At 28.1% G+C, this 16,101-nt stretch carries 17 protein-coding genes; all 17 read right to left on the bottom strand.

All coding sequences use genetic code 11. The features are described 5' to 3' along the window. Position 1: 1 nt before the first annotated feature. Genes FH779_RS01805 through FH779_RS01725 form a run of 17 tightly spaced genes read right to left on the bottom strand, consistent with a single transcriptional unit; the run spans position 2 to position 15,977 of the window. Positions 2-982 carry a glycosyltransferase family 2 protein gene (locus FH779_RS01805; protein ID WP_180905849.1) on the bottom strand — a complete coding sequence of 327 codons (981 nt, stop codon included), beginning with the start codon at positions 980-982 and terminating at the stop codon, positions 2-4. 1 nt (position 983) lies between these two features. Next, the gene (locus FH779_RS01800; protein ID WP_180905848.1) at positions 984-1,811 is read right to left on the bottom strand and encodes a glycosyltransferase family 2 protein; all 828 of its coding nucleotides are present in this window, start codon (positions 1,809-1,811) and stop codon (positions 984-986) included. Beyond that, positions 1,804-2,736, bottom strand: coding sequence for a glycosyltransferase family 2 protein (locus tag FH779_RS01795; protein ID WP_180905847.1), 933 nt, complete (start codon positions 2,734-2,736; stop codon positions 1,804-1,806). Before FH779_RS01795 ends, FH779_RS01800 begins: the two co-directional genes overlap by 8 nt. Positions 2,737-2,745: 9 nt before the next feature. After that, positions 2,746-3,603, bottom strand: a complete 858-nt coding sequence (locus tag FH779_RS01790; RefSeq protein ID WP_180905846.1) for a glycosyltransferase family 2 protein — start codon at positions 3,601-3,603, stop codon at positions 2,746-2,748. Position 3,604: 1 nt separating this feature from the next. Then, positions 3,605-4,483 (bottom strand): glycosyltransferase family 2 protein, encoded by an 879-nt coding sequence (locus FH779_RS01785; protein ID WP_180905845.1) that lies wholly within the window; start codon positions 4,481-4,483, stop codon positions 3,605-3,607. After that, positions 4,480-5,505 carry an acyltransferase family protein gene (locus tag FH779_RS01780; protein WP_180905844.1) on the bottom strand — a complete coding sequence of 342 codons (1,026 nt, stop codon included), beginning with the start codon at positions 5,503-5,505 and terminating at the stop codon, positions 4,480-4,482. The genes FH779_RS01785 and FH779_RS01780 overlap by 4 nt, the downstream gene beginning before the upstream one ends. A 12-nt stretch (positions 5,506-5,517) precedes the next feature. Next, complete coding sequence (locus FH779_RS01775; protein WP_180905843.1) at positions 5,518-7,044, bottom strand: glycosyltransferase; 1,527 nt, start codon at positions 7,042-7,044, stop codon at positions 5,518-5,520. A gap of 7 nt (positions 7,045-7,051) precedes the next feature. After that, positions 7,052-8,152 (bottom strand): DegT/DnrJ/EryC1/StrS family aminotransferase, encoded by a 1,101-nt coding sequence (locus FH779_RS01770; RefSeq protein ID WP_180905842.1) that lies wholly within the window; start codon positions 8,150-8,152, stop codon positions 7,052-7,054. Then, positions 8,145-8,876 carry a TylF/MycF/NovP-related O-methyltransferase gene (locus FH779_RS01765; protein ID WP_180905841.1) on the bottom strand — a complete coding sequence of 244 codons (732 nt, stop codon included), beginning with the start codon at positions 8,874-8,876 and terminating at the stop codon, positions 8,145-8,147. The genes FH779_RS01770 and FH779_RS01765 overlap by 8 nt, the downstream gene beginning before the upstream one ends. Positions 8,877-8,882: 6 nt before the next feature. Further along, a complete protein-coding gene (locus FH779_RS01760; RefSeq protein ID WP_180905840.1) occupies positions 8,883-9,593 on the bottom strand; it encodes a class I SAM-dependent methyltransferase in 711 nt (236 codons plus the stop codon). Between the two features lie 7 nt (positions 9,594-9,600). Further along, positions 9,601-10,218, bottom strand: coding sequence for an HAD family hydrolase (locus FH779_RS01755; RefSeq protein ID WP_180905839.1), 618 nt, complete (start codon positions 10,216-10,218; stop codon positions 9,601-9,603). After that, entirely contained in the window at positions 10,190-11,143 is a 954-nt protein-coding gene (locus FH779_RS01750; protein WP_180905838.1) for an ATP-grasp domain-containing protein, read from the bottom strand. Before FH779_RS01750 ends, FH779_RS01755 begins: the two co-directional genes overlap by 29 nt. Continuing rightward, complete coding sequence (locus tag FH779_RS01745; protein ID WP_180905837.1) at positions 11,140-11,538, bottom strand: sugar 3,4-ketoisomerase; 399 nt, start codon at positions 11,536-11,538, stop codon at positions 11,140-11,142. The genes FH779_RS01750 and FH779_RS01745 overlap by 4 nt, the downstream gene beginning before the upstream one ends. After that, positions 11,535-12,803 (bottom strand): ABC transporter ATP-binding protein, encoded by a 1,269-nt coding sequence (locus FH779_RS01740; RefSeq protein WP_180905836.1) that lies wholly within the window; start codon positions 12,801-12,803, stop codon positions 11,535-11,537. The genes FH779_RS01745 and FH779_RS01740 overlap by 4 nt, the downstream gene beginning before the upstream one ends. 18 nt (positions 12,804-12,821) lie before the next feature. Further along, a complete protein-coding gene (locus FH779_RS01735; protein ID WP_180905835.1) occupies positions 12,822-13,682 on the bottom strand; it encodes an ABC transporter permease in 861 nt (286 codons plus the stop codon). Between the two features lie 60 nt (positions 13,683-13,742). Then, positions 13,743-14,789, bottom strand: a complete 1,047-nt coding sequence (rfbB, locus tag FH779_RS01730) for a dTDP-glucose 4,6-dehydratase (RefSeq protein WP_180905834.1) — start codon at positions 14,787-14,789, stop codon at positions 13,743-13,745. Between the two features lie 21 nt (positions 14,790-14,810). Next, positions 14,811-15,977: a nucleotide sugar dehydrogenase gene (locus FH779_RS01725; protein ID WP_038331098.1), complete on the bottom strand. Its 1,167-nt coding sequence runs from the start codon at positions 15,975-15,977 to the stop codon at positions 14,811-14,813. Positions 15,978-16,101 lie beyond the last annotated feature (124 nt).

The raw sequence follows: 16,101 nt of genomic DNA, 5'->3' as shown, positions 1-16,101 counted from the left end.
ATTATTTCTTAAATAATATATTTTCAAGCGTATTCATTTTTCTAAATAACACTTGATATTTTAATACAAAAAGTGGAAAATAGTAAAAAAATAACCTTTCTAATTTATTAGCTATACTCTTATTATTATCTGAAGGAATTTCAATATTCTTTATAATTCCATAATCTATATCTAAAAAATTATTATTATAAAGAGCTTTTATTCTATTGTATTCAATTATTAGTCGTTCTTTGAAATATTTTTTAGGTGTATCATTTTGAATATAAAAGTTATATACTTTTTTTAAAACCTTCATTTGAGAAATCAAATGATTTTCGTTTATTCTCATTGAAGTTATTGAATCCTCTCTCCTATAATATGTATATAAAACTTCTTTTATGCCTATAATAGAGGCGCCTTCTTTATAAATATCTAAGTTTAGATAAATATCCTCAAAATAAATACCTTTAGTAAATTTATAATTTTTAGTTATTAAAAATGATCTTTTATAACATTGTAATGTCGCATTATAAGGAAATATATTATATTTTTGTATATAGTTATATGAACTCATTAATTCTGTATTCTCTGGTGCATTTTCTAGTACATATGTTTCTCTATTTTTATTTTCAAAACAAACTTTCATATTGAAAGTTATTATATCTATATTGATATTTAATTTCAGAGTACTATATATCTTTTCTAAAGCATTTATTGTAATATAATCATCACTATCAATAAACCACACATACACACCACAAGCATGCTCTAAGCCAAAATTTCTAGCATCACTTAATCCTCCATTATTTTTAGAAATAATTTTAATACGATTATCACTAAAATTTTCATTAATAATTTTAATAGAATAATCTGGAGAATCATCATCTACAATTATGACTTCAAAATCTAAAAAAGATTGGTTAAGTACACTCTCTACGCATCTATAAATATATTTTTCTACATTATATACAGGTATAATTATAGAAAAAAAGGGTGTATTCATTTTATTTATATTTTTTAATTAAGCCCAATTTAAAACCCAATTTTATCCAACGATTATTTAATAATTTATTATACTTATTATATAAATCTTGATATTTGTACATTCTCACATAATTGCTTATAAAATCATCTTCTACATTTATATTTCTCCTTTCAGCAGCTTTAATAATGGCTACCCAATACCAAAACAAAGCTTTATTTCTATTTTTATTTGTTGATGCACCATTATTATGAATTCTATATAAGTATAAATCTTCATCAAGATAAAACACTTGAGATACTTCACACATTTTCATATAAATATCTTGATCTTCCGCTCTTTTATTATGAATATCAATACCATCTGTTTCTAAATAATATTTTTTTTTGAACGTTGCAAAATGTGAAATTTCACCATTTAAAAATATTAAATCGGTAATTTGCTTACCCTTAATTACCTCTAAAGGTTTTAACATATGGTCGCAATGAATTGTGTTAGAATACACCAAACCACATGATGGATTTTTTATATGTGCATCTATACTTTTTTCAATTGCAGTATTAATTAATGCATCATCAGGATCCAATCTTCCAAAAAGATTTGTTGTACATAAATCTATTGCCTTTATAAGTGTTTTTTGATATCCTAAATTTATTTCATTCTTGTAAAGCTTAAATCTTGAATCCCCTTTAACCAATTCTTCTATTACTTGAATTGAATTGTCTGTCGAACAATCATCAATTATAATTACTTCAAAATCTTTATGAGTTTGATTAATTAAACTTTTATAACAGTCATTAAAGAAATGTCCATTATTATAATTTGCTATAATTATTGATAAATCAAACATTTTCTTTAATTTTTTTATAAATATTAGTAATTAATTTATTTTTAAAATACTTTAAATCCCAAAATAGAATTTTTTTGTTACCCAATATCTCAATAAAATTATCCTTAATTTTATTTTTAATAGGATTTTCTAAATTTATTTCTTTAGATTTAAAATAATATTTTTTAAGTTCTTTTATATAAATTACATGGTTACAATTATATTTATTTTTAAAATAATGTAAAGCATTAACATCTTCAATATAATTATTTCCCAATTTAACTGTTCTTGAAGTTACGTTGTTATCATCTGTTTTTCTAAAATTATTTAATAAACGATTATATCTCCTAACTTTTCCCAAAAACGCTAATTCTGACCAAAAAATCCAATCTCCACAAAATTTATATTTAGTATATTCATCTGATGTAATTTTTAAAAATTTTGATTTTTTAAAAATAGCCATACTAGCATTATATATTACATTTCCTTTTAATAGATATTCATTAATAAATTTATCTGAATCAATATCTATTACATATGGATGTAAATCGTGTCTAATTAATTGTAAATTATTAGGCAAATAAGTAACGCTTTGACAATATATGACTGATAGATTATCATCGGTATCACTTATTAAAGTTTCTAAAAATAATGAATTACACCAATCATCACTTTCTGCTATCCAAATCCATTCTCCTTTTGACAATTCTATTCCTTTTTTCCATTGTTTGAAAGTAGAACCTGAATTTTTCTCATTATAAACTATATGAGAAATTTTAGGATGATTTCTATATGCTTCAATAATTTCTTTACTATTATCAGTTGAACAATCATCCAAAATAATAACTTCAAAATCTTGAAAAGTTTGATTTAACACTGAATCTATACGCTCTTTAAGGTAAGAAGAATGATTATAATTTGGGATAATTACAGATACTTTTAGCATAATTCTATATTAAAATTTTAATATTTTATATAAAAACCTCCTCATTCTAAAATATTTATTATTTCTTAATTTATCTAGTTCTTTAATATTTATAAATAATTGACTTCTGGAGATTGTATATTTTGAAACAATTGAAGCAAATAAAATAGCTTTATTTTCAGAATTAAGAACAGTATTGTATGCATAATTATAGACTTTATTTGAATTTAATTCAAGTTTATTTTGATCTTTTGTAGTATTCAATGTATGATCTCTATAAAAAGCATAAGCGTTATTATCGAATTTCACATTAACATCTTTATCATTAAATAACATTATCCAAAACAACCAATCTTCATGTAATTTAAATTCATCTATAAAACGTAAATCACCAATTAATTCACGTTTTATTATTGGACAATGAATAGGAATATTAAATCCATTGTCCCAATAGGTAATTAAATTTGAAATAGTTAATTGATACCTTGACAAATCACAAAATGGAGGCAAAATTTCACCATTACTATACAAATTAAAATCTGTATAAATAAAATTAATCTTAAGCTCTACTTTTTCAACTAAAGACAACTTATCTTTATTTATAAAATCATCTCCATCAAGAAATTGAATCCATGTTCCATTCGATTTTTTTAATCCTAGATTCCTTGCTGAACCTGCTCCTCCATTATCTTTATAAAAGTATCTGAATCGAGAATCTTTATTTAACCATCTTCTAGCAACTTCTTCTGAATTGTCTGTAGAACCATCATTAATAATGATACATTCCCAATTTTGATAAGTTTGATTTAAAACTGATTGTAGGCATTCATCTAAATATTTTGCTTGATTATAACAAGGCACGATAACTGAAATAAGTTCACTTTTCATACTAATATTTTAAAGATCCTAATGCTTTTCTAATTTCGCCAATTTTCAAATACGATTTAAATAAAGATATATTAGATGCCAATTTATTTTTCCAAATGTATTCTCTATATTTTCTAAGTTCTTCTAATATTAATTTTTTAGGAAGAAAATCTAGATAATTTAACAAAATGTATTCCCTATATAAATGACTTGCTTGTAATTTAATTTGTAAATCATCTGATCGATTTGAGATATTTACGTCAGACATTCTAACTCTAACTAATGCATTGTTTATAAAGTATATTTTAGAAAAATTACTTGTTTCATAAACAGCTAAATTGTCGGAATGCCATGCTAAAGGAAATTTTTTGAATCCATACTTATAAAATTCATTTCGATGAAATAAATGCTCTGATAGACTTGATCTAAATTGATGATTGTATTCTATTAAAAAATGTTTTTTAGCATCAATGATGGTTTCTAAAGATGTTATCTCATTCAAAAACAGATCACTTTCATCAATCCAAACTTGACTAACTTTAATAACATTTATTTTATTTCGTTTAATTTTATCAATATTCCTGTAAAACTCTTCCACAAAATTATCAGAAATCATATCGTCATCTCCTAGAATCTGAAACCATTCTTCTGTTACATTTTCTAAAATTCGTTCCCACTGCAAAGCTAAATTTTCACCACCTAAGTTTTCTTTGTAATCGAAATATTTAAACTCGTTTGATTTTAAATATTTATTAATTATTGGCAATGGATCATTTGGACTTGCATCATTGCCAATATACAATGAAAAACGTTTGTCAGTTTGCTTAGATATTGATTGCAAAGTCTGTTCAAAAAAATCAATCTTATAATAAGGAATTATAATCGCAAGTTCATTTTTCATAATATAAGATTCTTAAATTTTTGCATTGGTTTTTCTATAAAATGCCAAGATAAATAAGCTAATAAAAATGTAATAATTAGACTATAACATGTCAATTCGAATACATTTAATTTGAAATAACTCATTAAACATTGCTGAACTAAAAAACCGTAGATATAAACACCATATGAAATATCTCCAAATTTTTCTCCTATCGAACTAATATAATTTGTTTTTAAAATACCAATTAGTAATATAAGAACTGGTAAAACAAAAGGTGCTACAAATTTGAAAAAATTAAAATACAAAGATGCTATAAGAATCAAAAACAGCATAACTCTTATAGTAAAAGAATTTATTCTCTTTAAATCAATAAAACTTAATAAACTACCTGTTAAAAAATAGGTTGACAAACGATATAATTCTACTGAATCAAGATAAATTATTGATAAAATTTTAGACAAAAATTCAGGTCGATAAATGTGTAAGACATATGAAATAATAAATCCAAGTATAATCAAGATAAAACTACTTTTATTTTTTCTAAATGGAAATAAAAGCATTAAAACTATATACATTGTAAACTCATAACTAAGCGACCATAAACTTCCATTTATTGCTTTAGGATATGGATTAGTCTCAAATACGTGATTAACCTCATATTGTACTTTATACAAGGATAAGACTCTATGTGGATAACTTCTGTAACTAGCTTCGGAAAATATATTATTTCCTGTATAAAATATTGGTAAAATTATCATTGTGACTAATACAAGGATAATTAATGCTGGATATAATCTTAATAATCTTTTCCAAAGATAATTTTTTATAGTTTTGCTATATTTTAAACTAATAAAAATTAAATATCCACTTAGGACAAAAAATATATTAACAGAAAGGCTTCCTAATCCAAATTGTCCATTTGTATGCACTTCAAACCATTCTTGTTTCCCTGTTAGAGGAAATGAATGTGAAACTATTACAAGACTTGCAAAGATAAGTCGTAGAAAATCAAAGTTATTAGAGCTTCTTTCAATACTCATGATATATATAATTTAAAAAAAACGAGTGTCTTTATTTTTAAGATAATAATAAATTCCTGAACTTAATTGATAATGTATTTTATTGTGTTTATGCTTACTATAGTAATATACTTGCAACTTACTTAGTAAATTAAGTTTTTCGGTATACTGAAAATGTGAAATTTTCACATCATATTCTAATAAAGCTATTTTAGATTCATTTTCGCCCTCAATATAAATATCTTTATTCTCTTTATTTATATGATGAACGAGTATCTTAGAGTTTTTATATAATTCAGCTATTTTTTCTTTCCAAGAGGACAACTGATAAGATTGGCTAACATATTCAAATTGTTTTTGAGCTACTATTGATCTATATTCCTCGTTATTTATTAATTTTTCTATAGCCTTTCTCCATTCTTCTATATTATTAGGATAATCTATATAATATTCTGAATCATCATTAAATAATTTATAAACTAAAGAAGGATTATAATGTAACTGAAAAGGTATTTTTTTTAATGCTGGTTTTAACAAAGACATAAAAGATGGAGTAGGAAACCCTTCTAAGTATATATCTGTTTTATCTTCTATTATTTCTAATTTTTCTTGGTTTATTAATCCATGGTAAATTATTCTTTCGTGCTTATATTGTAGTGCATAGTCTGAATCTTTATCAATACCTACTATATGAACAACTACATTCTGAAACTTATTGACTAATCGTTTCATCTCTTCAAGAAAATTGTATTTACCATCAGGTAGATATTTGTAGTAAGAGCCTGTAGATAGCAAATTAATTATTTTATAATCTTTTAAAACATTTGGTGTTTTATTTTCTTCAAGAACAATAGGTATTGGTAGAAAAAATTGATTTTTCAATTGTCTTCTTAATTTGTCTGCAGATATATTCGTTTCCCTAATCTGTAATAAAACATCTATTACAGAAGCACCTAACCAAAAAACATGATCGGCATGATTCACCATAAAAACGGGTATTTCTAATTGAGGATTAGAAAATACTAAATTCACCAAACAATCATCTGGATGTGTATGTAAGACTATTAAATCATAACCTTCAGAGAGTATATTAGTCAATTGTTTTGCACTCTCTATTTTAGAATCTGTTTTAACAGAATATAAATTACTTTCATTAATAGAGGACGTATAAAACTTTGTCAGATTTTTAAGTTGATCTAAACTTAATCTTGTAGTTGCAATAGAGTGATCATGTTCGCTATCAACATTTATCCAATTATACATTAACTTTGTATGACCTCCTGTCTCATATACTTCTGAACATATATGAATAATTTTAAATTTCCCTAAATTATTTCTTATAATTTTTTTAGAATTATTATACACTAATTGGCTACCTATATCATTTAAAAGGTTTTCTAACTTATTACTCCTATATATTCCTGAATAAAAATGCCACGCAAATTGAGCCGTTTTTTCTATTTGATTTATACAATCTTCATATAATCCTTGATGGTATAATAATTTTGCAATTTTAATATTCTTTTTTAAGTAACGATTATTTTCCTGAATAACAGACATATCTATATTAAAACTGATTCACTACATTAATAATTTCACTCACTTCTTCATCCGTCAATATTGAAGAAATAGGCAAGCTCAATACTTCGTTATGCATAGCCTCAGTTATTGGAAAAGATAAATCTTTTAGTTCTTTGTAAGCCTCTTGATGATGAGGTGGAATAGGGTAATGTATGATGGTTTGTATTCCTTTTTCGTTCAAATAGTTTTGTAGTTGATCTCGATCTGTAGATCTTACGACAAAAACATGCCATACATGTTCGTTTTCATCTTTAGGATTTTCAGGAAGAATAATTTTTGGATTGTTGATTTCTGAAAGAAAACGTTTTGCAATTATTCTGCGAGCTTCATTTTCGTTGTCAATGTATTTTAGTTTCACATCCAAAACAGCAGCTTGCAATTCATCTAAGCGAGAATTTAATCCTTTATAGATATTCACATATTTTTGGTTAGATCCATAATTGGCAATTGCACGAATAGTTTTTGCAAGTTCGTCATCATTTGTCGTAACTGCACCCGCATCTCCTAACGCACCAAGATTCTTCCCAGGATAAAAACTAAATCCTGCTGCATCTCCCAAATTTCCAGATTTAATATCTTGCCAAGTAGCCCCAATTGCTTGTGCATTATCTTCGACAATCTTCAGATTATGTTTAGCTGTGATAGATTTCAATTCTTCACTAAAAACAATTCTTCCTTGTAAATGAACGATCAGGATTGCTTTAGTCTTAGTTGTAATGGCAGCTTCTATCTTCGTAATATCTAGATTGAAAGTCGTATCATCTGGCTCTACCAAAACGGGAAATAATCCATTGTCTGAAAGTGCTAGAATTGAAGCAATATACGTATTCGCAGGAACAATAACTTCGTCGCCAGCTTTCATCACACCAAGTTCTATATACGCTCTAAAAATAAGGCGCAAAGCATCTAAACCATTAGCCACTCCTATTGCATGTTTTGCTCCAATATAATTTGCCAAATTATTCTCGAAGTTTTTTACTTCTTCGCCCATTAGATACCAACCCGAACGAAAAACATCTAATAGCTTTTGTTCAATTTCTTGTTGATATAATAGATTTATTTTTTGTAAGTCTAGGAATTTAATCATCTGTTTTTATTAAAATAGCATGCCCATTAATATTATAAATCTTGATGTAATTTTGGTATTCTGAAATTATGTCATGCACCAAAGTTGTGATTCCTTCACACGCTGCAAATCCATAATCATCAAAAATAACAGCTCCCCCTTTTATTAACTTAGGATGTACCCATTCAAAAATATCCTTTGCAGACTGATAAACATCTACATCTATATGGCAAATTTTGAATTTTTCTGAGGTTACATTTTGTTCAGATTCGTCTGGGAATATCCCTTTACAAATTGAGTAATTGGAAATACCTGCAGTTGCGAAAAGTTGTTTTACTTCTTCCTCTGAAGTATCAGCATGTTCTCCTCCTTTATAAATACTATCTTTATCTGATGCTTTTACAACTCCAGAAAAAGTATCACATAAAAACACATGACCTTTTCCATTATCTGCACTTGCTAACAATAAGCTAGATCCTCCTCGCCAAACGCCCACCTCTAATATATCTCCATCTTTGTTGGAGTATTGTTTTGCAAGATCCCAAAGTTCATAACATCTATAAATGTCTAACAAAGTATTGTTTTTTGCTTTTTCATAAGCTGACACGAAATCGCTATCACCATTCCAAGGAGAATAAGTGTTTATAGGTAAAATAAGGGAATGTTTGAATTTTTGTGAAGCTGATCTATCTTGCCATTTTGAATGATAAAAAATATTATCATCAATTCTAAATATTTCCTTCATATAAAATTAGACTTTGGCTACTATATAAATCTCCCCCGCTATATCTGGATAAGATTCCCCTAATTTCATAAATCCTCTCAACATAGATTCATCTAAAACAACTTCTAGTTGACTATCTGTTAATGGTTTTAACCAATAGCCACCTCTATGTTCAACTTTATAACCTACCTTAAGAAAATCTTCTTGTAATGTTTCAGGAGTATAAATACGCATATGTCCATGATGAATATCTTTTTCACTCATCTCGAAAATACTACTAATAAAACCAATTTCAACAGCTGCTTGTCTATGTAATGATCGTGCGTTAGGAACAGCACATAATATAACGCCATCTTCTTTTAACCATGGTTTTATATGATTAAGTAAAATATGAGGATCCTCAACATGCTCTAATACATGTCCCAATACAATATTATCAAACTTCTGATTAGGTTCAGCTTCTTCGAATAAGCTATTAATTACATGAATACTTGGGTACTTATCTTTTAATTGATTTGCAAAAATTTTAGAACCTTCTATTACTGTTAAGTTTTGATCTAAATCTTTAAGAAAGTTTGTCATTAGACCTTCAGCTGGCCCCAACTCCAAAATACTTCCTTTTTTTAAAAATCTTTTGAAAACTTCAAAAGAATATTCTATTGTCATTTTATTCGTAAACGTTGTATAAAGGCTGTTTTCTGCAACATTTTCTAATTTTTCTTGGCTAAATTTTGTCATCCGTATTTTATAGTTTAGTTATTAAGTATTGATTAATATCTTCAAAAGTATTTATATTATTAGACAGAGAAAATAATCCTGTATTAACTCCGTAAAAATCTACTTCACTTTTATTTGCAGCTTCATAATCACTAATAGTATCACCAATAAAGGTAACAGGATAAAACTTTTGTTTTAAGTTAATTAAAATATCCGTTTTAGGATTTATTTCATGATGTTTTAAAAAATAAATTTCCGAAAAATATTCTTTTAGTCCTAATTGACTAAGCTGCTTTTCTCCTTGATTATAATGTGTTCTTAATGATAGTAGTACTAATTTATAGTTTAAAGAAATCTTTTTTAATAATTCTACCTCAACAATTAGTTGGTCATATTTTAAGAAATCATCAGATTCTATTCTGGTTTTGAAATAGTTTTTGTAATCTTCTAATTGTATTTCATTATTCAAATATTGACTAGCAAAATCTGTATTACTTGCTTTGTTTAATATTCGATATTTTAGATAATTCTCAAAATCACTTATCTCTATTTGGTAGGAATTGAAAAATGTTTTAATTACCTGATACTGTCTCTGCTTTGTATCAATTAAAGTATCATCAAAGTCTAATACAATCGTTGGATTCATTAAAAAAGGTTTCTTCATAATATCTTACCATTTTATTCCCAATTTGTAATTTAGCCTCAGAATCGATCTTATTATTACAAAGTTCATTAATCGTCATCAATGGAAAGTTATACCCTGATTTATAGGTTAAAATTCCTCCTCCTGCAAATCGAGGATTAATTTCAATAAAATATGGAATGTCATTTTTTACTATAAATTGTATATTAGAAACACCTTTATAACCTAGTATTTCGTGAATTTTTTTGCAACATTCTCCAATCGTAAAATTCTCTACAATGACGCTCTTGACACTCATTCCTGATTTAGTTTCAACCCTTTTTCTTACAGCGTAATAAAAAAGATTATCATCACAATAACTCGAAAAACAATCTACAGTATATTCTTCTCCGTTAATATATTCCTGAATAATTTTATTTGTAAAATCTTTTTCTTTGAAATCATCTTTATTTAAGATTACTTTAATGTCTTTACTACTAACACCATCGTTATCTTTAATGATAATAGGAAAATTTATATCTTCAGAAAGTTCAGTATAAACTTTAGGCACATGAATAATTTCTTTTAATAACTCATTTATTTGAGCCTTATCATTACATAATTTTACAATAGAAAACTGGTTGACTGAAACATTTACATTTTCTAATCTTCCCTCGTCTTTCATTTTCGAAATAACTTCTATCTCTTTATCATGAATTGGTATTATACAATTTATATTATGATCTTTTACTATTCTTAATAATTTTTCCTCATACAAAGGATTATTATAATAAGGTAATTGCTCTATAATATTCGCAAACTTGAAACCGTTGCATTCATAAAAAGGGTTACTATCAGTTCCTATTATAAAACATCCATCATCTTTCAGACATTTTGCAACGCCAATACTTGTATTAGAACCAAAAGATGTTATCAGTACATTAATCATTTTGAATAAGATTTAAATTCATTAAAATCTCTAAAATAATCTTCTTCTGTATAATGTTCAGAAGCTAAACACAATAAAACTGCATTATGTGTAAAATGAATATCACGCCAAATTAATTTAGGTATATAAAGTCCTTTATTAGGATGATCTAGTACAAAGGTATCTTTATTTCCTTTTTGATCTTCTGTATTGAATGTAATTGTTCCAGAAACAGCAAATATTACTTGCTCCAAAATTTTATGAGCATGTCCTCCACGCACAATATCTTGCGGTGTATAATAGGTCCAATAAACCCTTTTTATATCAAACGGAATATTTTTTTGAGCTTCAGCAATAGTTATATACCCAAGCTGTGATGAACCTATTTTATCTAAAGTTATGATTTTAGGTTTCATAATTGAAAATCAATTTTATAATCAAAATTAGGGCGAATAACACCTGGATAAATATGCGTTTTTGTTCCTACTTTTACATTCTCTACTTCAAAACCAATTAGATTATCTATATTAAACAATGCTTCTGATTGATTTTTTCCAAATATTAGCTTAAAATAATAATTTCCAGCATTCAACATACCAGCAGGCATATCAAACTCTATTGTATATATTCCTGATTTAGAGTCATTATTCTCAGTTACTAATTTCCCTACATGATAAACAACTAATTCCTCAAAATTGCGTAGCTCAAAAGTTGCATCAAGATTAATATTAGGTTGAGCATTATAAAATTGAAGTTTAACACGAATTCCAGACTCTACATCTATTATTTTGCCTTCTATTGGTTTCGCCGAAAATTCAAGAATTTTAATATTAGTATTCCCTACAGCTTCATCCAAATTTTGAGCAATATAGCTATTCGATAATTCGTAATCTTTTTGGTATTCTAAAATAGTTTCAAGCATATCACCTTTGTAACTCACTTCTCCATATTTCATTAGAATACCTGTATTACATAACTCTTTTACTGCCGTCATATTATGGCTCACAAACAAAATGGTACGACCTTCTCCTTTTGTAACATCTCCCATTTTCCCAAGACATTTCTTTTGGAATTCGGCATCACCAACCGCTAACACTTCATCTACAATTAAAATTTCAGATTCTAAGTGCGCGGCTACAGCAAAAGCTAAACGAACATACATCCCCGAAGAATAACGTTTGACAGGTGTATCAATATAACGTTCTACGCCTGCAAAATCTACAATTTCATCGAACTTGCGTGTGATTTCTTTACGCGTCATTCCAAGAATTGCTCCGTTCAAATAAATATTTTCACGTCCCGTCATTTCAGGATGGAAACCTGTACCAACTTCTAACAAAGAAGCAATACGTCCTTTATACTTAATAGAACCAGTTGTTGGTTTAGTAACGCGAGAAAGTAATTTCAACAATGTTGATTTACCAGCTCCATTACGTCCAATAATCCCAACAGCCTGTCCTTGTTCCACTTGAAAGTTAATATCTTTTAGCGCCCAAACATAATCTGAGTCTCCTTTTTGCGTACGATCATTAGTTTCGCCTATTTTAAGATAAGGATCTTCTTTTCCTGTAACATTCGCCCACCAACGCTTCATATCATGTTGCAACGAACCTGTTCCTACTTCACCTAAACGATACTGTTTCGAAACATTTTCAACATCTAAAACTATATTTTTTGACATAATTAAATTCTTAAAAAGTTAAACAGTATCCATAAATGATTTTTCTACTTTATTGAAAATCAATGTTCCAATTACTAAAAGAACAAAAATCACCAACGTTGAGTAACCTAATAAACCAATTGTAAAATCTCCTTTACCTAAAAATCCATATTTGAAACATTCAAAAATGCCTGTTAAAGGATTTAATTCAACTAACCATCTATATTTATCAGGAAAAGATGATAAGGGCATTATGACCGGTGTCGCGTACATAGCTAATGAAACACCAAATCCCAATAACATGTTTACGTCTTGGTATTTCGTTGTTAAAGATGATAAAATCATTCCTGTTCCTAGTGCAAATGCAGCCATTAAAATAATCAAAAATGGTGTTGCTAATAACCACATATTTGGTTCTATAGATGCACCAGTAAAGTAATAATATAACACAACTATAATAAATAATGCAAACTGAACACCAAATCGCATTAAATTAGAGGTTACAACAGAAAGTGGCATGACCAAACGAGGAAAGTAAACTTTCCCAAAAATAGAAGCATTTCCTCTAAAAACAGAAGCTGTTCCTGTTAAGCAGGAAGAAAAATAATTCCACAGTATATTCCCTGCCAAATAGAAAGCAAACATTGGAGTTCCATCAGTTGATAATCCCGCCACTCTTCCAAAAATAATAACAAACATTACTGTTGTAAGAATCGGATTGATAAAAAACCAAATCGGCCCCAATATAGTCTGTTTGAAAGACGTAATAAAATCACGTTTCACTAACATATAAACCAAATCTCGGTAACGCCAAACTTCTTTTAAATTTAAAGAAAATAAACTATTTTTTGAAGTAATTACGTTAGACCAACTTTGATTTGTTTCTGAGTTTAAACTCATAAAATAAATAAATTTAGGTTGTTTAAAATTTTAGGTTCTTTTTCCAGAACCTAAAACTATTTAATTATATTGTTTTTCGTAATAATTTTGGTAATCGCCAGACGTTACATTGTACAACCATTCTTTGTTTGATAAAAACCAATCAATTGTTAGACTCAAACCTTGCTCAAACGTCACACTTGGTTTCCAGCCTAATTCTTCGTTGATTTTTGTTGCATCAATCGCGTAACGCAAATCGTGTCCTGGACGATCTTTCACAAATGTGATTAATTGTTCTGAAGTTCCTGCTTCTTTACCCAATTTTTCGTCCATTTGCTTGCACAATTCTTTTACCAAATCAATATTTTTCCACTCATTGAAACCTCCTACATTGTAAGAACCTCCATTTTTTCCTTCGTGGAAAACTAAATCAATCGCTTTTGCATGATCAATTACAAATAACCAATCGCGTGTATATTTTCCATCTCCGTAAATTGGAAGTGGATTTCCGTTCAAAATATTATGAATACACAACGGAATTAATTTTTCTGGAAAATGATTTGGTCCGTAATTGTTTGAGCAATTCGTCATCACAATTGGCAAACCATATGTATCATGATAAGCTCTCACAAAATGATCCGAAGACGCTTTTGATGCAGAGTAAGGTGAATGCGGATCATAAGAAGTTTCTTCCGTAAAGAATCCTTCATCACCCAAAGCGCCAAAAACCTCATCTGTCGAAACATGATGAAAACGTTTTCCTTCGAAATTATTGTTCCAAATCGTTTTTGCAGCATTCAATAAATTTACTGTTCCAATCACATTTGTCATCACAAAATCCAACGGATTTGTAATTGAACGATCCACGTGAGATTCGGCAGCTAAATGGATTACTCCATCTGGTTGATGTCTTTCAAAAACTTCTAATATATGTTTTGCGTCAGTAATATCAGCTTTTACGAATTCGTAATTTGATTTACTTTCGATATCTTTCAAATTCTCTAAATTTCCCGCATACGTCAATGCATCAAGGTTTATAATCTTCGTTTCAGGATATTTTAAGACAAATTCTCTTACAACGTGAGAACCGATAAATCCAGCTCCACCTGTAATTAAAATAGTTTTCATAGTATTTTATAGTTGTTATTTTTAATCGTTTCCAAACAAATCGCGCGTATAAACTTTCTCTTTCACGTCAGCTAATTCAGGTGCATTTCGATTCGAGATAATCACATCACATTCTTGTTTAAAAGCTTCAAAATCATTCATCACTTTCGATCCAAAGAAAGAATCTTCTTTCAGAACCGGTTCATAAACCACCACTTCAATTCCTTTTGCTTTAATACGTTTCATTACTCCTTGAATTGCTGATGCTCTAAAATTATCCGAACCTGACTTCATAATCAAGCGATAAACACCAACTTTTTTAGGATTTTTTGCGATGATAGAATCTGCAATAAAATCTTTTCGCGTTCTGTTTGCATCAACAATTGCTTGAATAATATTATTCGGAACTGCATCATAATTAGCCAATAATTGCTTCGTATCCTTTGGCAAACAATATCCGCCATAACCAAACGATGGATTGTTGTAATGCGAACCAATGCGAGGATCTAAACCAACTCCTTCGATAATTTGTTTACTATCCAAGTTGAATGTTTGTGCATAGCTATCTAACTCATTAAAATAAGCGACACGCAAAGCTAAATAGGTGTTCGAAAATAATTTGATTGCTTCTGCTTCGGTTGAATGTGTAAACAACGTCGGAATATCTTTCTTAACTGCTCCTTCTTTTAACAAATTCGCAAAAACTTCTGCTCTTTCGCTTTGTTCACCAATAATAATTCTTGATGGATATAAATTGTCGTATAAAGCTTTTCCTTCTCGCAAAAATTCGGGAGAAAAAATAATATTTTGATATTCTAATCGTGATTTTAAATCTTCAACAAAACCAACTGGAACTGTCGATTTTATAATAACTACAGCATTCGGATTATATTGCTTGACATCCTTTATAACCGATTCTACACTTGATGTATTAAAATAATTTGTTTTTGGATCATAGTCCGTAGGCGTTGCAACAATCACATATTCTGCATTTGCATACGCAGTTTCTTTGTCTAAAGTCGCAAGAAAATTAAGCTCCTTATTCTGCAAAAAATCTATAATTTCTTTATCTTCAATTGGAGATTTTTTTGCATTGAGCATTGCAATCTTTTCTGGAACAACATCTAACGCCACTACCTCATTATGCTGAGCTAATAAAATTGCGTTAGACAGACCAACGTAGCCTGTTCCCACTATTGCTATTTTCATTTATGGTTATTTAAAATTAGTTTAAGAGAACAAATTTAGTGAAATTCTCTCAATTCGAATACCAATTTACTAAAAATGAGCAAATAGACAAGTATATTTACGTTTATAAAATTGTAAAAATTGT

The sequence above is a fragment of the Empedobacter falsenii genome (assembly GCF_013488205.1).
Classification (GTDB): Bacteria; Bacteroidota; Bacteroidia; order Flavobacteriales; family Weeksellaceae; genus Empedobacter; species Empedobacter falsenii_C.
Note: the sequence above shows the minus strand (reverse complement) of the source record. Positions and strands in the feature narration are given on the sequence as shown.